This is a genomic window from Constrictibacter sp. MBR-5, from assembly GCF_040549485.1.
Classification (GTDB): domain Bacteria; phylum Pseudomonadota; class Alphaproteobacteria; order JAJUGE01; family JAJUGE01; genus Constrictibacter.
In genome coordinates, this window is the sequence record NZ_JBEPTK010000001.1 from 781,434 (window position 1) to 799,346 (window position 17,913).

The 17,913-nt window shown below is 68.5% G+C and carries 17 protein-coding genes; 10 read left to right on the forward strand and 7 right to left on the reverse strand.

Annotated elements, in window-relative coordinates:
- The first annotated feature begins 42 nt into the window (after window positions 1-42).
- From ABIE65_RS03770 to ABIE65_RS03780, 3 genes are read left to right on the forward strand one after another with little or no spacing between them, the layout of a single operon-like run.
- Window positions 43-597, forward strand: a complete 555-nt coding sequence (locus tag ABIE65_RS03770) for a TRAP transporter small permease subunit (RefSeq protein ID WP_354075601.1) — start codon at window positions 43-45, stop codon at window positions 595-597.
- A gap of 12 nt (window positions 598-609) precedes the next feature.
- Window positions 610-1,902: a TRAP transporter large permease gene (locus ABIE65_RS03775; protein ID WP_354075602.1), complete on the forward strand. Its 1,293-nt coding sequence runs from the start codon at window positions 610-612 to the stop codon at window positions 1,900-1,902.
- Window positions 1,881-3,332, forward strand: a complete 1,452-nt coding sequence (locus tag ABIE65_RS03780) for an amidase (protein ID WP_354075604.1) — start codon at window positions 1,881-1,883, stop codon at window positions 3,330-3,332. Before ABIE65_RS03775 ends, ABIE65_RS03780 begins: the two co-directional genes overlap by 22 nt.
- Before the next feature lie 7 nt (window positions 3,333-3,339).
- Here ABIE65_RS03780 and ABIE65_RS03785 read toward each other — a convergent pair whose 3' ends face one another.
- The 3 genes from ABIE65_RS03785 to ABIE65_RS03795 all read right to left on the reverse strand — a co-directional run bounded on the left by ABIE65_RS03785 (window position 3,340) and on the right by ABIE65_RS03795 (window position 5,369).
- Complete coding sequence (locus ABIE65_RS03785) at window positions 3,340-3,936, reverse strand: histidine phosphatase family protein (protein ID WP_354075606.1); 597 nt, start codon at window positions 3,934-3,936, stop codon at window positions 3,340-3,342.
- A 29-nt stretch (window positions 3,937-3,965) separates the two neighbouring features.
- A complete protein-coding gene (parA, locus tag ABIE65_RS03790; protein WP_354075607.1) occupies window positions 3,966-4,595 on the reverse strand; it encodes a ParA family partition ATPase in 630 nt (209 codons plus the stop codon).
- Window positions 4,596-4,664: 69 nt separating this feature from the next.
- Complete coding sequence (locus tag ABIE65_RS03795) at window positions 4,665-5,369, reverse strand: ArsR/SmtB family transcription factor (RefSeq protein ID WP_354075608.1); 705 nt, start codon at window positions 5,367-5,369, stop codon at window positions 4,665-4,667.
- A 126-nt stretch (window positions 5,370-5,495) separates the two neighbouring features.
- Here ABIE65_RS03795 and ABIE65_RS03800 point away from each other — a divergent pair, with 126 nt between their 5' ends.
- The 6 genes from ABIE65_RS03800 (at window position 5,496) to ligD (ending at window position 15,455) form a co-directional block, all read left to right on the forward strand.
- Window positions 5,496-6,779 carry an MFS transporter gene (locus ABIE65_RS03800; RefSeq protein WP_354075610.1) on the forward strand — a complete coding sequence of 428 codons (1,284 nt, stop codon included), beginning with the start codon at window positions 5,496-5,498 and terminating at the stop codon, window positions 6,777-6,779.
- 64 nt (window positions 6,780-6,843) lie between these two features.
- The gene (locus ABIE65_RS03805; RefSeq protein WP_354075611.1) at window positions 6,844-7,446 is read left to right on the forward strand and encodes a YfbR-like 5'-deoxynucleotidase; all 603 of its coding nucleotides are present in this window, start codon (window positions 6,844-6,846) and stop codon (window positions 7,444-7,446) included.
- Window positions 7,447-7,732: 286 nt separating this feature from the next.
- The gene (locus tag ABIE65_RS03810) at window positions 7,733-10,786 is read left to right on the forward strand and encodes a calcium-binding protein (RefSeq protein ID WP_354075612.1); all 3,054 of its coding nucleotides are present in this window, start codon (window positions 7,733-7,735) and stop codon (window positions 10,784-10,786) included.
- A 130-nt stretch (window positions 10,787-10,916) separates the two neighbouring features.
- A complete protein-coding gene (locus ABIE65_RS03815) occupies window positions 10,917-11,804 on the forward strand; it encodes an SDR family oxidoreductase (protein ID WP_354075708.1) in 888 nt (295 codons plus the stop codon).
- Window positions 11,805-11,872: 68 nt separating this feature from the next.
- Window positions 11,873-12,823 (forward strand): non-homologous end joining protein Ku, encoded by a 951-nt coding sequence (gene ku / locus ABIE65_RS03820; protein ID WP_354075613.1) that lies wholly within the window; start codon window positions 11,873-11,875, stop codon window positions 12,821-12,823.
- 13 nt (window positions 12,824-12,836) lie between these two features.
- Window positions 12,837-15,455: a DNA ligase D gene (gene ligD, locus ABIE65_RS03825; protein WP_354075614.1), complete on the forward strand. Its 2,619-nt coding sequence runs from the start codon at window positions 12,837-12,839 to the stop codon at window positions 15,453-15,455.
- A gap of 58 nt (window positions 15,456-15,513) precedes the next feature.
- Here ligD and ABIE65_RS03830 read toward each other — a convergent pair whose 3' ends face one another.
- Window positions 15,514-15,771, reverse strand: coding sequence for a YMGG-like glycine zipper-containing protein (locus ABIE65_RS03830; RefSeq protein ID WP_354075615.1), 258 nt, complete (start codon window positions 15,769-15,771; stop codon window positions 15,514-15,516).
- A gap of 194 nt (window positions 15,772-15,965) precedes the next feature.
- On the opposite strand from ABIE65_RS03830, the gene ABIE65_RS03835 reads away from it, so the two are divergent.
- On the forward strand, window positions 15,966-16,283 hold the full coding sequence (locus ABIE65_RS03835; RefSeq protein WP_354075616.1) for a hypothetical protein: 318 nt from the start codon (window positions 15,966-15,968) through the stop codon (window positions 16,281-16,283).
- 3 nt (window positions 16,284-16,286) lie between these two features.
- On the opposite strand, the gene ABIE65_RS03840 is transcribed toward ABIE65_RS03835, so the two are convergent.
- The 3 genes from ABIE65_RS03840 to ABIE65_RS03850 all read right to left on the reverse strand — a co-directional run bounded on the left by ABIE65_RS03840 (window position 16,287) and on the right by ABIE65_RS03850 (window position 17,911).
- Window positions 16,287-17,093 (reverse strand): hypothetical protein, encoded by an 807-nt coding sequence (locus tag ABIE65_RS03840; protein ID WP_354075617.1) that lies wholly within the window; start codon window positions 17,091-17,093, stop codon window positions 16,287-16,289.
- An 89-nt stretch (window positions 17,094-17,182) separates the two neighbouring features.
- Window positions 17,183-17,368, reverse strand: a complete 186-nt coding sequence (locus tag ABIE65_RS03845) for a hypothetical protein (RefSeq protein WP_354075619.1) — start codon at window positions 17,366-17,368, stop codon at window positions 17,183-17,185.
- 75 nt (window positions 17,369-17,443) lie between these two features.
- Window positions 17,444-17,911, reverse strand: coding sequence for a DUF1178 family protein (locus ABIE65_RS03850; protein ID WP_354075620.1), 468 nt, complete (start codon window positions 17,909-17,911; stop codon window positions 17,444-17,446).
- Window positions 17,912-17,913 lie beyond the last annotated feature (2 nt).

Below are 17,913 nucleotides of genomic sequence, written 5' to 3' on the forward strand. Positions count from 1 at the left end.
CTCCTTAAAGCGGCGCCCGCGGGCGCCGGGCATGACAGGCAGATGAAAAGCGTCACCAACGCGATCGGCGTGCTGTTCGGGCTGATGCTCGTCGGGCTCGCCTTCCTGGTCGCGACCGAGACCGTCACCCGCAAGCTGTTCAACTTCTCCTTCCAGGGCGCCGACGAGCTCGGCGGCTACACCCTGGCCATCGGTTCCGCCCTCGCCTTCTCCGTGGCGCTCGTCGGCCGCGCGCACATCCGCATCGACCTCGTGCACATGCGCCTGCCGGCCGCCGTCCAGGCGGTCCTCAACTGGGCCGCCGCCATGCTGCTCGCCGCGTTCGGCCTGCTGCTCGTCTATGTCTGCTGGACGGTCGTCGCCGACACGATGGAATACAACAGCACCGCCGCGACGCCCTGGGCGACGCCGCTCGTCTATCCGCAGGGCGCCTGGTACGCCGCCCTCGCCGCCTTCGCCCTGCTCGCCGTCGCGATGGCGCTGCGGGCGACCGTCCTGCTGCTGCGCGGCCGCATCGCGGCGGTCAACCGCGAGTTCGGCCCCCACACCGTCGAAGACGAGCTCCGCGAGGAACTCGACGACCTGAAGCAGCGCTGAGCGGGCACGATCATGGGCATTACCGAAGTCACCATCGCCTTCCTCGCCATGCTCGGCCTGCTGGTTCTCGGCATGCCGGTCGCGGTCGTCATGGTGCTGATCGGCGTCGCCGGCGGCATGATGGCCTTCGGCTGGCCGATCATCGCCTCGGCCGGCCCCGTCGTCTGGGGCGCGCAGAACGAGAACATCCTGACCGCCATCCCGCTCTTCATCCTGATGGGCGAGCTGCTGCTGCGCGGCGGCATCGCCGACCGCATGTACGGCGCGCTCGCCGTCTGGCTGAACCGGCTGCCGGGCGGCCTGATCCACACCAACATCGGCGCCTGCGCCATGTTCGCCGCCACCTCGGGATCGTCGGTCGCGACGGCGGCCACCATCGGCACCGTGGCCCTGCCGGCCCTCGACGCGCGCGGCTACCCGAAGCCGCAGGCCCTCGGCTCCCTCGCCGCCGGCGGCACGCTCGGCATCCTGATCCCGCCCAGCGTGGCGCTGCTGGTCTACGGCTCGATCACCAACAACTCGATCGGCCAGCTCTTCATCGCCGGCATCGTGCCGGGCGTCCTGCTGACCCTGTCCTTCATGGTCTACATCCTCGTCTCGAACATGCTGAGCCACGGCACGCCGGTCGAGGTGGACGTGCCGCTGCGCGAGAAGCTGGCCCAGCTGCGCTTCCTGATCCCGCCGATGATCATCTTCGGCGTCGTCATGGGCAGCATCTATTTCGGCATCGCCACGCCGACGGAATCGGCCGCCCTCGGCGTCGTCGCCGCCCTGTTCTTCGCCGCCGCCGGCCGCCGCCTCAGCTGGACGATCCTGGCCCACGCCTTCATCCGCACCGCCGAGTTGACCGGCATGATCATCCTGATCATCGTCGGCTCCTTCATCCTGAACGTGACGCTCAGCCTGCTGGGCGTGGCGCAGATCATGACCCAGTGGATCGGCGGGCTCGGCATCTCGGCGACCGAACTGCTGCTCGCCATGGTGGTCTTCTACCTGATCCTCGGCTGCTTCATGGAAGTGCTGTCGATGCAGGTGGCGACGATTCCGATCGCCTACCCGATCGTGACCCACATGGGCATCGATCCGCTCTGGTTCGGCATCTTCGTCGTGCTGATGAGCGAGATCGCCATGATCACGCCGCCGGTCGGCATGAACCTCTACGTCGTCCAGGGCGTGCGCCAGGATCGCGGCGCCATCGGCGACGTGATCCGCGGGGTCGTGCCCTATGTCGCGATCATGCTGGTGTTCACCGGCCTGCTGATCGCCTTCCCCGGGCTGGCCACGTGGCTGCCCTCGCACATGTGACGGAACTGCTCGCCATGACCTCCAGCGCCGATCCCTGGCGCCTCTCCGCGGCCGAAGCTTCCGCGCTTCTGGCCCGCCGCGAACTGTCCCCCGTCGACCTCGTCGAGTCCGTGCTGGCCCGCATCGAGGCGGTCAATCCGGCCCTCAACGCCATCGTCGCCCTCGATGCGGACGGTGCGCGCGCCGCGGCGGCGGCCAGCGCGGCGCGCCATGCCGCCGGTGCGCCGTTGGGCCCGCTCGACGGCATCCCCCTGACGGTAAAGGACAACATCCTGGTCGCCGGCCTGCCCGCCGTCTGGGGCAGCAACCTGTACCGCGACCACGTGCCCGAAGCGGACGAACTGCCCGTCGCACGCCTGCGCGCCGCCGGCATGGTGGTGCTCGGCAAGACCAACGTCCCCGAGTTCACGCTCCAGGGCTACACCGACAACCGCGTCTTCGGCCCGACACGCAACCCCTGGAACACCGACCTCACCCCCGGCGGCTCCAGCGGCGGCGGCGTCGCGGCAGTGGCATCGGGGATGGGGCCGGTGGCGCTCGGCACCGACGGCGGCGGCTCGATCCGCCGCCCCGCCTCGCACACCGGCCTCGTCGGCCTGAAGCCGAGCATCGGCCTCGTCGCGCGCTGCGACAGCCTTCCGCAAATCCTGCTCGATTGCGAGGTGATCGGTCCGCTGACCCGCACGGTGGCCGACGCAGCCCTGCTCACCGCGCACATGTCGGGCGCGGACGTCCGCGACCCGCTGTCGCGCTGGGCCGCGCCGCTGTCGCCCGTCGATCTCTCGCCGCCGCCTCCCCTGCGGATCCTCTATGTGCCGCGGTTCGGCGACAATCCGGTCGATCCCGCGATCGCCGCCGCCTGCGCCGCGGCCGCCGCGCGCTTCGCCGCCCTCGGCCACGCCGTAGAGGAAGGCCCGGTGCCGTTCGACGTCGACAGCCTCACGGAACTGTGGGGTGTCATCGGCCAGGCGGCGGTGGCCTGGCTGCTGGACGCCCATCCCGGCCGAGAGGCCGAGGTCGGGGAGAGCTATCCGCCGATGGCCGAGGCCGGCCGCGCCACCGGCGCCGCACGCTACCTGGACATGATGCTCCGCATCGCCGCCTTCCGGCGCCACACCGCCGAACTGTTCGAGCGGGTCGACGTCGTGATGACGCCCTCGGCCGCCGCCCTGCCCTGGCCGGCAGCGACGCCGTTCCCGCCGGAGATCGACGGCCGCCCTGTCGGGCCGCGCGGCCATGCCGTGTTCACCAACTGGGTCAACATCGCCGGCCATCCCGGCCTGAACCTGCCGGCCGATCCCGATCCGGCGACCGGCCTGCCGATCGGCTTCCAGCTGGTCGGAGGCTTCGGCCGCGACGGCCTGCTGCTGCGGCTGGGCGCCCAGTACGAAGCGGCGCACCCCTTCGCACAGCGCCGCCCACCGATCTGACGGGGGATCAGAGGATCGAGACGTGCCACCCCTGGCGCTCGCGGTAGATCTCCAGCGGCGTCGCGTTCTGCCGGGCCGGCTCGTCGACGATGGCACCGAGGGCCGCCACGATCACGCGCAGCACGCCGCCGTGCGACACGATCAGCGGCGGCTCGTCGTGCGTCTCCGCGGCGCACACGATCTCCGCCACGCCGCGCTTGGTGCGGTCGATGAAGCCCTGGAACGTCTCGCCCTCGGGCGGATCGTAGAGCCAGTCCAGCGTCGTCGAGGTCGTGCCGATCAGGCTGCCGAAGAAGCGCTCGCGCAGGTCGGGCATGAAGGTGATCGGCTTGCCCGTCAGCCGCGCGATGGTCTCGCCCGTCTCCTGAGCGCGCCGCATGTCGCTGCAGAAGATGTGGCGGAACGCCACCCCCTTCAGTTTCTCGCCGGCCGCCTCGGCCTGGGCGCGGCCGGTCTCGTTCAGCTCGATGTCCGGTCCCTGGATGATCCGGCTGAAATTGCCCGCCGTCTGCCCGTGGCGGCAGAACAGGAACCGGTCGATCTTCGGTTCGATCGGCGGGATGGCGGCGAGTGTAAAGGCTTCGCCTTCGGCTTCCGACGTCATGGGTGGTCCGTCCTCCTCGTCTCGTTGATCTAGAGTCGCGACAATATTTCTTCCGCCAATGCTGCGATCTCGCGGGCCGCGGCACCCCGCGGCTCGGTCTCGGCCGCCGCCCGCCCCTCCGCCAGTGCCGAGGCTAGCACCACCCTGTTGCCGATCCGCGTCGCCGCGATGGGCGCCCCCAGTTCGAAGATGCGGGCGTGCATCGTCTCGGTCAGCTTCGCGCGCGGCGGCACCCGGTTCATGACCAGCAGGGCCGCGGTCCCCTCGGCGGCAGCCAGTTCCAGAGTCTGTTTCGTGGCCCAGACGTCCATCGGACTGGGCTGCACGGGAACGACGACGATCCGCCCGGCGCGGATGGCGATCCGCGCCTCCGTCTCGTCGTGCGGTGGGCTGTCGATCAGCACGATGTCGTAGCGCTTGGCCAGCGCGTCCGCCTCGTTGCGGACCCGGTAGCCCGGCACGCTGCCGACCGACAGCACGTTGGCGAGGCCCTGCTCGGCGCGGATCTCGTTCCAGAGGGTGAGCGAGCGCTGTGGATCGATGTCGATGGCGGCCACGCTGCGGCCGGCCATGGACCACGCCACCGCCAGATTGGCGGCCAGCGTCGTCTTGCCCGATCCGCCCTTGCGCTGGGCGACGGTCACTATCCTGCCTGGCACATCGATCTCCCTTCGGCGGGCGCAGGATAGCGGTGCTGCAAGGTCGAAGCCACCGCACAACGCACCCGCTCAGCCCGCGCGCCGCGCCCCCTCCTCGGGTCCGAGGAACGCACGGAACGCGGCGAGGCCGTCGGGCGTGAAGGTGACGGCCCGGCTGTCGGGCTCACGCCGCGCCCAGCCGCGCGCGAGAATCGTCTGTGCCAGTGCAGCACCCAGGCTTCCCGCGAGGTGATGCCGCCGCTCGCTCCAGTCGAGACAGGCACGGCACACCGGCCGCGGCCTCGCCTCCAGAGCACCGATGTCGATGCCTTCCGCCGCGAACCGGGCGCGTCCCGCCGCCGTCACCCCCACCCCGTCCGCCGTCGCGGCGATCAGGCCCTGTGCCGCCAGCGCCTCGTAGAGCAGCGTCCCCATCTCGCCGGCGAGGTGGTCGTAGCAGATGCGGGCGCGCCGCAGCGCGGGGTCCTTTGGGCCGGGGCGGGTGCGAGTCCGGCCCAGGTTCGCCGCCAGCCCCATGATCGCCTCGACCGCCTCCGCCACCTCCGGCCCGGCGATCCGGAAATAGCGGTGCCGGCCCTGGATCTCGACGACCAGCAGCCGCGCCTCGACCAGCCGCGACAGATGGCTGCTCGCCGTCTGCGGCATCACGCCCGCCTCGCGCGCCAGTTCGCCCGCCGTCAGCGCCCGCCCCGCCATCAGCGCCGCCAGCATGTTCGCCCGCGCGGGGTCGCCCAGCAGCGTCGCCAGCGCCGCGATGTCCGGTCCTTCCTTCATGGCCGCCACCATAGCAGGTCGCCGACGGCGACGCTTCGGGGCGCATCGAAACGACCGGCCCGGCAGCTTCCATAGGGTCGACGCCACGCCGGCCGCTGGGGCCGATGCGAAGCGGGAGGCTCCTCGATGACCATGCGCGATCACCCTCTCCCCTTCTTCGGCTGGCGCGTCGTCGCCGCCGCCTTCGTCATGGCGACGTTCGGCTGGGGCGTCGGCTTCTACGGCCCGCCAATCTTCCTGCACGCGGTGCACGCCGAGCGGGGCTGGTCGCTGCCGACCGTCTCGGCCGCCGTCACCGTGCATTTCCTGGTCGGTGCCGCCGTGGTCGCAGGCCTGCCGGCACTCCATAAGCGCTTCGGGCTGTCCCGGGTGACCGCGGCCGGAGCGGTCGCGCTGGCCTCCGGCGTGCTCGGCTGGTCGCTCGCCCGGGAGCCCTGGCAGCTCTTCCTCGCGACCCTCTTCAGCGGCGGCGGCTGGGTGACGATGGGTGCCGCCGCGGTCAACGCGACCGTGGCACCCTGGTTCGTGGCCGACCGCCCGAAGGCGCTCTCCGCCGCCTACAACGGCGCCAGCGTCGGCGGCATCCTGTTCGCGCCGCTCTGGGTCGCGGGCATCGCGGCGCTGGGCTTCCAGCTCGCGGCGGCGCTGATCGGGATCGCCATGGTCGCGGTGATCGGCATCCTCGCCGCCCGCGTCTTCGCGATCCAGCCCGCCGACCTGGGGCAGTTTCCGGACGGCCGCCCCCCCGGCACCGAGGCCGCCAAGGCCGGCGCCGGCGCCCTACACCGGATCGCGGCGCCGCTCCCGCTGCGACCGTGGCGCGACAGGCGCTTCCTGACGCTCTCCGGCGGCATGGCATTCGGCCTCTTCGCCCAGATCGGGCTGCTCGCCCACCTGTTCTCGCTGATCGTGCCGGCCCTCGGCGTGCAGGGCGCCGGACTCGCCATGAGTCTCGCCACCGGTACGGCCATCGCCGGGCGCACGGCGTTCGGCTGGCTCATGCCGGCCGGGGCGGACCGCCGCCGCGTCGCCGCCGCGAGCTACCTCGTCCAGCTTGTCGGCTCCGTCCTGCTGCTCGTGGCGGGCATGCAGGACCCGATGATCGTCCTGGCCGGGATCGTCCTGTTCGGGTTCGGCATCGGCAACGCCACCTCGCTGCCGCCGCTGATCGCGCAGGTGGAATTCGCCAGGGACGACGTCGCCCGCGTGGTGGCACTGATCGTCGCCGTCGGCCAGGCCGGCTACGCCTTCGCACCGGCCGCCTTCGGGGCGCTGCGTGCGCTCTCCGAGCCGGCCGGCGGCGACACCGCCGTCTTCGCCGCGACCGCCGCGATCCAGGCGCTCGCCATCGCCGTCTTTCTCGCCGGCCGCCGCCGCAAGCCTGTCCGACTTTCCGCGCAAACGCCTTGAACCCGCCGCCGTCACGGACTCCAATGCCGCCCGAACACCACCCGACCCGAGACGCGGACCAGCCTTGGCCTCCAGCAGCACATCACCCGACAAGCCGCCGCGCGCCTGGCAGCGCATGCTTTCCGGCCGGCGGCTCGACATCCTCGACCCCTCGCCGCTCGACGTGGAGATCGAGGACGTGGCGCTCGGCCTGTCGCGCGTCGCGCGCTGGAACGGCCAGACGGTGGGCGACCACGCCTTCACCGTGGCGCAGCACTCCATCCTCGTGCTCGACCTGCTCGAGGCGGCGAACCGCGACGCGCCGCGCAAGCTGCGCCTGGCGACCCTGCTGCACGACGCCAGCGAATATGTGACCTCCGACCTGATCACCCCGTTCAAGGCGGCGCTGGGCCCCGGCTACAAGGGCGTGGAGCACGGGGTCGGACGGGCCGTCAATCTGCGCTTCGGCCTGCCGGGCGACCTGCCCGACGCCTGGGCGGCCGAGATCAAGCGCGCCGACAAGACCGCCGCCTTCCTGGAGGCCGTCGAGGTCGCGGGCTTCGCCCCCGCCGAGGCACGCAAGGTCCTCGCCTATCGCCGCCGCGCGCCCGACATGCGCCTGGAGGCGTGGCCGGCCGAGCGGGCGCGCGCCGCCTACCTGGACCGCTTCCGCACCCTTGCTCTCTGAGAGTGCATCACGACGCGCGACGCTGGCGGCCGAGCATATCGGCGGCGTCAGCGATTGGGTGAACCGCACATTCCCAGGCTCAGGCCGGCCACGACTGCGCCAGATATCGCCAGATATACTGTAGTTATACATATCCCGTTATGTTAAGCGGTGACGCTGGCTCTACGGGCCGCCGAAAATGCTGACGGTTTCTTGCACGATGCCCGGCCACGACGAGGCATTTATCATTCGTTAACATTCTTCAGCTACCCGTGGCGCCGAAAGGGGGGGGGATTAGTACCACCGGATGAAGGGGCGAACCGTGGCGGGAAAAAAAATCGAACTCACGGACAAGACGGATTACGCCAAAGGAACTGCAGACGCCGACGTATTCACCACCTGGATGAGCAAGCTGAGTTCGAAGGACAAGGTGGTTGCCGGCGAGGGTGTCGACACATTCAAGATCATCAACGGCAAATTCACCTTGAAGACGGCGGATCTGCCGCTATTCACCGGCATCGATGCGATTGATGTGACCGCGGGTTCGCAGTCCAAGCTGACGATTGATCAAAAGTTCGTCGACCAGTCCGACAAAGGAACGATCACGATCAAGCATGGGGGGATCGCGTTTCTCGACACCTCGGGTGTCGGCGACGCATCGGACGTGATCGTTCAGGGCGGCAACGGCGTCACCCTCGCCAACGGCGTGGACAACCTCGTCACCATCGGGAGCGGCGGCGGGAAGGTCTACGGGGGGTCCGGCGACGACGTCATCGTCGGGGGCAGCGGCGCGGATCTCCTCGTCGGTGGCGGCGGGGCGGACGTGCTGACCGGTGGCCGCGGCGGTGACACGATGCGCGGCGGCAGCGACGCCGATCTCTTCGTCGTTGAAGCCGGCGCGAAGTCACTGTTGATCGAGGACTTCAGCACCGACAGCGCCATCGAGAAGGTCGACCTGACGGCGCTCGGTCTCGGCGGTTTCAAGGACCTCAAGATCAAGAGTTACAGCGGCGGCACGAACGTCGACGCGGGCGGCGTCCAGATCCAACTCGCCGGCGTGGACAGCAAGGCGCTCGACGCGAGCGACTTCATCTTCTCGCAAGCGGACAAGAACACCAGCCATTTCCGGTTCGAGGCCGGTGCGTCCGCAGCCGAGATTCAGGCTTCCTTGCGTCATGCGCCCGCTGGGGCGGTGATCGAACTTGGCGCCGGCGAGTTTCACTTCGACAGTACCCTTTATATCGACCGGCCGGACATCGAACTCCGGGGCGCCGGCTCCTCGCAGACCAAGATCATCTTCGATCTGGCCGGCGGCAGCGAAAAGAACGGGATCGTCGTAGGCGACCAGGTTCATCTCAAGGCCTATAACGCCGTCGCCTTCACGGCGAATGCCAAAGCCGGTGCGACAGCGATCTCGGTAAAGGACGCGAGCAAGTTCAAGGCCGGAGACTTCGTCTACTACAGCCAAGCCAACGATCAGGAATTCTTTTCCAAGGAAGGGTATACGAAGGTCAGTTGGAAGGGGACCGATCCGTTGCGGGAAGGGCTCGCACAGGTCGAAAAGGTTTCCGGTAGCACGCTTACGCTCGACCGACCGCTGAACTTCGACCTGGCCTCCGGCAAGGCCACCGTGACGCCCTTCGACATGCTCGAAGGCATCAAGATTCACGGCTTGGAAATCGGGTTCGACCTCGGCGCTGCCGATCCCTACAACTTTTCGAACACGAAGATGCCGTTCGAAAGCGCAGGTGCGCTGAAGATCCAGAACACCTTCGGAGCGAGCGTCTCCGACATCAGCGTCGTCGACGCGCCGAGCAACGCCATCTGGTTCAGTCGCGCCCTCGACCTGAAGGCCGACCAGCTCCGCACCGAAGGCGCCCACAACAAAGGTGGCGAAGGCAACGGTTACGGCGTGATTCTCGACGAGGTCTCGGACAGCTCGATCAGCAACATAACCGCTCTGGAGATGCGGCACAGCGTGCTGTTCGGTGCCTGGAACTCGGAATTCGGCAATGACATCCATGTCAAGCTGACCGATCGCGACATCAATTTCCATGGCGGTCCCGACGCCGGGAACACAGTGGTCGTCGACAAGTCGATTGCCAACTACACCGACAAGAACTGGACGATCGTCAGCCAGGGCGGCGAGCTCATCCATCCGCCCACCGATCTTGACAAGAATGCAGTCTTCTTCCGTGAAGCCGTAGCCGGTGATCTGAACGACTGGATGCGCGGCCACGACGGTGGGTCACGGCTTTCCGGCGGCGACGGCAACGACACGATCACGGGTGGGAAGGGCCGCGACGTGATCGCCGGCGATGCCGGCGACGACAGGCTGGAAGGTGGCGCCGGGGCCGACCGTTTCGTGTTCGAAACCGGCGATGGCATGGACACGATCTACGGCTTCAACCGGGCCGAAGGCGACGTTCTCGAACTGCGCAACTTCGCCATCGACAATCTGGCGGATGCCGGCTTCAGGACGAGCGGATCCGATCTGATCCTCGATCTGGGCAGTTCGAATGGGATCGTTCTCAAAGGTATGGCGAAAACCGCCGTCAAGGACGTGCCGGTCGCGTTCACGACGGAGGGCGACACGGGGGTGACTCTAAAGTCGTCGATCAGCGCGAAGATCCTGATGGGGTCGCATGCCGACGACCTGTTCAACGTCTATATCAGCAATATCAACTCTTCTTCGAAGATCATTGGCGGCGACGGGACGGATACCATCAAGTTTCTGAGCGGCTCTTTCACCTTCGATAGCCGCAAGTTCGGCGGCATCGAAGGCATCGACGTCATCGACCTCTCTGGAACGTCCAAGCCCAAGCTTTTCATAGACACGAAGCTCGTCGACGCCTCCGACAGCGACCAGCTGTTGCTGCGCGTCGGTTCCAAGGGGATCGAGAGTCTCGAAACCGCCGACCTGCCCAGCAAGATGAAAGTGGTGATCGACGGATCGGGCCAGGTGAAGCTCGCGGCCGCTGGTGCCGAGGTCGAACTGTCCGACAGCGGCAAGCACTATGTGACCGGCAACAAGGGCAACGACTTCGTCCGATCCGGAAAAGGGAGCGATCGCATCGAACTCGGTGCCGGGAAGGATACGATCATCGCCGGTGGCGGCAACGACACCCTGGCCGGCGGTTCCGGTGCGGACAAGTTCGTCTTCGGGCCCGGCAGCGGAGACAATGTGATCAAGGACTGGAGTTCGGAGGACCTGCTGGTTTTCGAGGACTTCAAGGCTGGATCCACCGTGCATCAGAAGGTGGTTTCCGAAGGCCTCCTGCTGACGCTCCCCGACGATTCCTCCGTGCTGCTGTCCGGGATCAAGTCGAAGGTTGCGAGTTCCGACATCGACTGGGCGTAGTTCCGCTCCACCGGTACCCGACCGCGCCTCCCGCGGTCGGGTACCGCCTGCTGCGGAGACATCCCCGGCGGAGCCGCTATCGAACGCTCGGTGAGGAACCTGAGGCCGGTGCGGCCGCTTCCTCGTGCGCATGTCCCGTTGCACGGCGAGGCGAAGGGTGACCGACCGACCGCAGAGCGTTCCGCCACAGGAACAACCCCGTCAACCCGGCCGCGAGGCACCGATGACGCCGCGGCCGCAGGACGAGATGCGCGCGTACAAGTCCGGCGGCAGGCTCGCCCGCAGGCGCGCCCTCGTCACCGGCGGCGACAGCGGGATCGGCCGGGCCGTCGCCATCGGCTTCGCGAAGGAGGGCGCCGACGTCGCCGTGGCCTATCTGGACGAGCACGACGATGCCGCCCGCACCAAGCGGCTGGTCGAGGCGGAGGGCCAGCGCTGCATCCTGCTGCCCGGCGACCTCTCGGACGAAGCGTTCTGCTCCTCCATGGTCGCCGAGGCGGCACGCGACCTCGGCGGACTGGACATCCTCGTCAACAACATCGCGGTCCAGTATCCGCAGGACGACCTGTCGGCAATCTCCGGCGAACAGCTGCGCCGCACCTTCGCCGTGAACGTCTTCTCGATGTTCTACGTCACGCGCGCGGCACTGCTGCATCTCGACCGCGGCGACGCCATCGTGAACACCACCTCCGTCACCGCCTATCGCGGCAGCGGCCACCTGATCGACTATGCGTCGACCAAGGCCGCCATCGTCGGCTTCACCCGTTCCATGGCGGCGAACCTCGCCGACAAGGGCATCCGCGTGAATGCCGTGGCACCGGGGCCCGTCTGGACGCCGCTGATCCCGAGTTCCTTCGATGCCGGCCACGTCGGCGAATTCGGGCAGAGCGCCCCCCTCGGCCGCCCGGGGCAGCCGGACGAGATCGCGCCCAGCTACGTCTTCCTCGCAAGCGAGGACGCCGCCTACATGACCGGGCAGGTGCTCCACCCGAACGGCGGTACCATCATCGGCGGCTGAATGGCGACTGAATCGGGTGCCGTCGCCGTGCCGAAGGAACGCGAATCCGGATCGGACGTTAGAGGCGCATGGCTCCGCGCGCATATTGGACCGGGCATCTCCGGCTCTCCCTGGTGTCTCTGCCGGTCCGCCTCTATACGGCGACCAGCGGCGCCCATCGCATCGCCCTGCACCAGATTCACCGGGAGACCGGCGAGCGGGTGCGCCAGCAGCTGATCGTGCCGGATCACGGCCCGGTCGAGCGCAGCGACATCGCGAAGGGCTACGAGTACGAGCGCGGCCGCTACGTCATGCTCGAGCCGGAGGAAATCGAGGACCTGAAGGTCGAGTCGAAGAAGACGATCGAGGTCGTCCAGTTCGTCGACACCGACGAGATCGACCCGATCTACTACGAGAAGCCCTATTTCGTGACACCCGACGGCGACCTCGCCAACGAGGCTTTCGTCGTGGTGCGCGATGCGCTGCGCGCCGCCAGGAAGGTGGGTCTCGGTCAGATCGTCATCGCCGGCCGCGAGAACATTGCCGCCATCCGCCCCTGCGGGCGGGGACTGCTGATGGAGACGCTGCGCTACGCCGACGAGGTGCGCGATTCCGACCTGTACTTCCAGGACATCAAGGACCTGAAAGCCGACGAGGAACAGCTCGACCTCGCCAAGGAACTGATCCGTCGCAAGTCCTCGCCTTTCGACCCGGATCGTTTCGAAGACCATTACCAGGCGGCCTTGAAGGAACTGGTGAAGGCCAAGATCGAGAAGCGCCCGGCCGACGAACCGGAGGATGCCCCGCGCCGCACCGGCAATGTCGTCAACCTGATGGACGCCCTGAAGCGCAGCCTGAAGACCGACGACAAGGAGCCGGCGGAGAAACCGAAAGCGGCGGCCGGCGCGAAGAAGAAGGGCGAGGACGAGCCGACCAAGGCAAAGGCGACCGCGAAAAAGCCGGCGAAGACCGCGTCGTCGAAATCGGCGCCGAAGAAGACCGAGGCGAAACCCGCGCCGCGCAAGCGCAAGACCGCCTGAGGCGAGTCCGGCGATGGCACGCAAGCCGGCGGAATCGTCCGACCTCGCGGAATATCGCCGCAAGCGCGACTTCGAGAAGACCCGCGAACCGTCAGGCGCGAAGGCCGCGGCCGCCGCGGGAAACAGTTTCGTCGTCCAGAAGCACGCCGCCCGCCGCCTGCACTACGATTTCCGCCTCGAGCTGGACGGCGTGCTGAAGAGCTGGGCGGTGACCAAGGGACCCAGCCTCGATCCTGCCGACCGGCGCCTCGCGGTCCATACGGAGGACCATCCCCTCGACTACGGCACGTTCGAGGGCGTCATCCCGCAGGGCCAGTATGGCGGCGGCACGGTGATGCTCTGGGACCGCGGCACCTGGAAGCCCCTCGGCGATCCGCACAAGGACTATCAGGCGGGCAAGCTGAAGTTCGAGCTCCACGGGACGCGCATGAAGGGCGCCTGGATGCTGGTCCGGATGGGCGGCAAGGCGGGCCGGGAGAAGCGCGACAACTGGCTGCTGATCAAGGAGCGCGACGACGAGGCGAGACCCGGTGCGGGGGCGTCGCTGATCGACGAGGCCATGACCAGCGTCGCATCCGACCGGACAATGGAGGCGATCGCCGCCGACGTCGACCGCGTCTGGCATTCCGACCGCGCAGCCGACGACCAGCCGGACGCGGCGCCCCGCAAGGCGGCCGCCGAGATCGAGGGCGCCCGGCCGGCGAAGCTGCCGAAGGCGCCGAAGCCGCAGCTCGCCACCCTGGTCGACCGCGCGCCCGGCGGTGCCGGCTGGATCCACGAGATCAAGTTCGACGGCTACCGGGCGCTGGCGATCGTCCATGACGGCAAGGCCAAGATGCTCACCCGCTCCGGCCTCGACTGGACGCAAAAGTTCAAGCCGCTCGCCGCGGCGCTGGCTGCCCTCCCCGCAAAGGATGCCGTGATCGACGGCGAGGTGGTCGTCCTGGACGATCAGGGGGTCTCCAGCTTCCGCCTGCTCCAGGAGGCGCTGAGCGAGGGTGCCGCCGACCGCATGGGCTTCCAGGCCTTCGACCTGCTGCACCTCGACGGCCGCGACCTGACCCCGGTGCCCCTGGTCGAGCGGAAGGCCGCGCTTCGCAGCCTGTTCGCCGCCCTGCCCGAGGGCTCTCCCCTCGCCTACAGCGACCATTGGGACGGCAGCGGCGACCGCTTCTTCCAGCAGGCCTGCAGCATGGAACTGGAGGGCATCGTCTCGAAGCGCGCCGACGCGCCCTACCGGCCCGGCCGCGGCCGCGACTGGGTGAAGAGCAAATGCTCGTCCCGCCAGGAGATGGTGATCGGCGGCTTCACCCCCTCCGAGGCGCGTCCCGGCGCCGTGGCAAGCCTGCTCGTCGGCTATTGGGAGGGCGACCGGCTGGTCTATGCCGGGAAGGTCGGGACCGGGATGACCGACGCCCTCGCCACCGACCTGCGCAAGCGGCTGGAGAATCTCACCCGCAAGACGATGCCGTTCGCCGACGTGCCGAAGGTGGCGGCGAAGGGCGCGCGCTGGGCGGAGCCCAAGCTGGTCTGCGAGGTCGAGTTCCGCACCTGGACCGGCAGCGGCGTCATGCGCCACGCCTCGTTCCAGGGGCTGCGCGAGGACAAGGAGGCCAGGACCGTGGTGCGCGAACAGGCAGCTCCGACGCCTTCGTCGAGACCGGCGAAAGCGTCGACGAAGGCCCCTTCCAAGGCGAAAGCCGCCGACGGCCCGAAATCGGCCGGGGACGACGGGCCCGATCTGGAGCATCTCGGCGTGCGACTCACCAGTCCCGACAAGGTGCTCTACAAGGACACGGGCCTGACCAAGCGCGACCTCGCCGAATATTATCTCGCGGTCGCGGACTACATGCTGCCGCACGTCGCGGGCCGGCCGCTCAGCCTCGTGCGCTGCCCCGAGGGCAGCGACAGCGAATGCTTCTACCAGCGCCACCCCACCCGCGGACTTTCCGAGCACATCCATGCCGTGGAGGTGCGGGAGAAGGGCAAGACCGTGGAAAGCCTGGCGATCGAGGACGTGAAGGGTCTGGTCGCCCTGGTGCAGATGGGTGCGCTGGAGATCCACCCCTGGGGCTCGCGCATCGACGACCCCGAGAAGCCCGACCGGCTGATCCTCGACCTCGACCCCGATACCGAGATCCCGTTCAGCCGCGTGGTCGAGGCGGCGCACGCTATGCGCGGCTTCCTTCGGGACCTCGGCCTAGAGAGCTTCGTGAAGACGACGGGCGGCAAGGGCCTGCATCTCTACGTGCCGATCCAGCGCCGGCACGACTGGGCCGAGGCCAAGGCCTTCACCAAGGCGATCGCATCGGCCGTCAGCCGCGCCGCTCCCGACGAATACACCGACAACATGGCCAAGACGCGCCGCACCGGGCGCATCTACGTCGACTATCTGCGCAACGACCGGGGCGCCACCGCCGTCGCCGCCTGGTCCACCCGCTCCCGTCCCGGCGCCACCGTCTCGATGCCGCTCGACTGGTCCGAACTGACCGCCGACCTGGACCCGAAGCGGTTCGCCGTGGCGACGATCGGGGAGCGCCTAAAGGTCCTGAAGGCGGACCCCTGGCAGGAGATGGCGAACATCCGGCAATCCATCACCGCCAAGGCGAAGCGGGACATCGGCATGAAGTGATCCGGACGAAGAAAAGGCCCGCCGCCTTTCGGCGACGGGCCCGCTGTGCGCGCTTCGATCAATCCCAGACCGGCTTGCCCAGATCGACGTCGTCCTCGTCCGTCAGTGCGCCGGTTGCCGCGCCGGCGGCGCCGCCCAGCGCGGCGCCGGTCCCGACGCCCATGCCCGTCACGGCTCCGGTCGCCGCGCCGACACCCGCGCCGATACCGCCGCCGGAGAGGGCGCGATCGCCGGTCGAAGAACCGCAGGCAGCCAATCCGACGCCGAGTGCAGCCATAATAGCGATAGTACTGATCTTGTTCATCACGAAGTTCATGACGACGCTCCTTAAGTCGTTGGTACGCTGGCGGCGAACATGTATTCGGCGCGGTCCGCCATCCGGCGCGTCATGTGTTGGGTTTTCCAACAGTTGGTCCCAACGATGGTTCCCCGGCGCCGCCCGATAAAAATGCTGGCGCCGAAACCTTCGGGTTCCGAAATCTGTATCTTCAATCAGATCAGGCGCGTGCGATGCAGCAGCCGGAAAACGGCCGTTCCGACATTCAGAAGATCGAAGCGAAACTGCCGCAGCCGCTGGCCCGCTTCATGCGCAGGATGCGCCAGCCCGGGGCGCGCTGGATCCGCCTTCCGGTGGCGGTCCTCCTCATCGTCGGCGGCGTGCTCGGCTTCCTGCCGATCCTCGGCTTCTGGATGCTGCCGCTCGGCCTGCTCCTGCTGGCCGAGGACTATCCGCCGGCACAGCGGTGGATACGGTCGATGATGGTCGGCACGCGCCGGCTGTGGCTCCGCCAGAAACGGCGCTTCACCGGTGCGCGCGACTCGTCATAGGCGCTACGGCTCCAGCAGCAGGCGGCCGGCGTGCGGCGCCAGGCGCGCGTTCGAGTGGCCGATGTCCGGCACCGTCGCCAGCCGCCAGTCGAACGGCGCCCCCAGTGCCGCGGCCGTCTCGCGCGCATGGCGGAAATAGTAGCGTCCGCGCGCCAGCCGGTGCGGCCCCTGGCGCATCGCTTCGGGCGACTTCAGCAGCTGGCCGTGGTCTGGATCGTCGTCCCGCTCGCCGAGCAGGATGGTAAGCCGCCGCGCGAAGGCGGATCGCAGATCGGCCTCCACCGCCATGTCGCCCAGCCCGTAGGGAAACCGCTCGTCCGGCCACGGCATCGTGTAGCAGCCGGCATTGGCGGCGACGGCCGCGCCGATGCGCGCCTCAGGCATGAACGTGACCATCCGGTGCACGAACTGTCCCCCGGCCGAGTGGCCGTAGAGCAGGTAGGCGTCGGTTGCGAGGCCGAGGGAAGCCCGCGCTTCGTCGAACAGTCTCTCGATCGCATGATACGTCCAGACCGGCCGCGGCAGCGCGCGCCGCTCGGCGTCGCGCATGCCGCCCACCTCGAACTCCCGCGGCGTCGGATAGGACTCCCGCGAGAAGTGCGGCGCCAGCAGCAGGGCGCCCAGGGCGCGGGCGGTCTCGATCCACGCGTCGCGGTAGGTGCGGGCATTGCGCGCCACGCCGTGAACCACCACGAAGACCGGCGCATCCACCGAGAGGCCGGGCGGTCGATAGCTGAAAACGTCCAGCGGGATCGGCCCGCCACTGCGCTCGACGGCGATCGTGAAACGTCCGCTACCCTCCGGAATCAAAAACTGCTCTCCCACATCGCGGAAGAGCAGTCTAGGCGACGAGTGTACGGTCGGCTATCGCCGCCGCATCACGCGTGCGTGCGGTGCCGTCAGCGCTTCTCGTCGTCATCCTGCGGCGCCGCCGTGCCCGGCGACCAGGACGGGGGGTCACTGGCCGGAAACGACTCGTCGATCGTCTCGTCGATCTCGCTTTGCCGTTTCTTATCCTGCGACGCCCTATCCTGCGACGCCTTGTCCTGCGGCTTCGTCTTGTCGGCTGTACCCTGTCGAGCCATCGTGCTCTCCTTTCGAAGGCCTCGACAGATCAACGCGCGACGCGCTCGGTGCGTTCCAGAGCCGTCTGCCGCGGTTCAGCTGTCGTGCCGCGGCAGCCAGGGGATGCCGAACACCTCGACGCCTTCCTCGCGCAGGGTCTTGGCCTCCTCGCTCGAGGCCTCGCCGTAGATGTCGCGGCGCTCGACCTCGCCATAATGCATCTTCCGCGCCTCCTCGGCGAACCTGTCGCCGACATAGTCGCAGTTCGACTCCACATGGCGCCGCAGTTCCCGCAACGCCTCGACCAGTTCGCGCCGTTCGGCGATCTGCGGGTCGTTGGTGAGCTGCCCGCCGGCGGGCTTTCCCCCCCCGGGCGGCATTACCGCCGGTGCCGCAGGGGACTTGTTCAGCCGCGGCGCCATCAGCGCCTTCGCGACCGACGTCGTGCCGCAGTGGGGGCAGACCACGCGTTTCGCCTCGATCTGCTCGTCGGCGGCCCCGCTGTCGCGGAACCAGGCTTCGAACTCGTGGTCCTTCTTGCAGCAGAGCTTGTAAACGATCATTG

What these genes read in the sequence shown, in the direction of transcription:
- ABIE65_RS03770 (WP_354075601.1), top strand. Translation starts at nt 43, where the DNA reads ATGAAAAGCGTCACCAACGCGATCGGCGTGCTGTTCGGGCTGATGCTC.
- ABIE65_RS03775 (WP_354075602.1), top strand. Translation starts at nt 610, where the DNA reads ATGGGCATTACCGAAGTCACCATCGCCTTCCTCGCCATGCTCGGCCTG.
- ABIE65_RS03785 (WP_354075606.1), bottom strand. Translation starts at nt 3,936, where the DNA reads ATGACGTCGGAAGCCGAAGGCGAAGCCTTTACACTCGCCGCCATCCCG.
- ABIE65_RS03795 (WP_354075608.1), bottom strand. Translation starts at nt 5,369, where the DNA reads ATGAAGGAAGGACCGGACATCGCGGCGCTGGCGACGCTGCTGGGCGAC.
- ABIE65_RS03800 (WP_354075610.1), top strand. Translation starts at nt 5,496, where the DNA reads ATGACCATGCGCGATCACCCTCTCCCCTTCTTCGGCTGGCGCGTCGTC.
- ABIE65_RS03810 (WP_354075612.1), top strand. Translation starts at nt 7,733, where the DNA reads ATGAAGGGGCGAACCGTGGCGGGAAAAAAAATCGAACTCACGGACAAG.
- ABIE65_RS03815 (WP_354075708.1), top strand. Translation starts at nt 10,917, where the DNA reads ATGTCCCGTTGCACGGCGAGGCGAAGGGTGACCGACCGACCGCAGAGC.
- ku (WP_354075613.1), top strand. Translation starts at nt 11,873, where the DNA reads ATGGCTCCGCGCGCATATTGGACCGGGCATCTCCGGCTCTCCCTGGTG.
- ligD (WP_354075614.1), top strand. Translation starts at nt 12,837, where the DNA reads ATGGCACGCAAGCCGGCGGAATCGTCCGACCTCGCGGAATATCGCCGC.
- ABIE65_RS03830 (WP_354075615.1), bottom strand. Translation starts at nt 15,771, where the DNA reads ATGAACTTCGTGATGAACAAGATCAGTACTATCGCTATTATGGCTGCA.
- ABIE65_RS03835 (WP_354075616.1), top strand. Translation starts at nt 15,966, where the DNA reads ATGCAGCAGCCGGAAAACGGCCGTTCCGACATTCAGAAGATCGAAGCG.
- ABIE65_RS03845 (WP_354075619.1), bottom strand. Translation starts at nt 17,368, where the DNA reads ATGGCTCGACAGGGTACAGCCGACAAGACGAAGCCGCAGGACAAGGCG.
- ABIE65_RS03850 (WP_354075620.1), bottom strand. Translation starts at nt 17,911, where the DNA reads ATGATCGTTTACAAGCTCTGCTGCAAGAAGGACCACGAGTTCGAAGCC.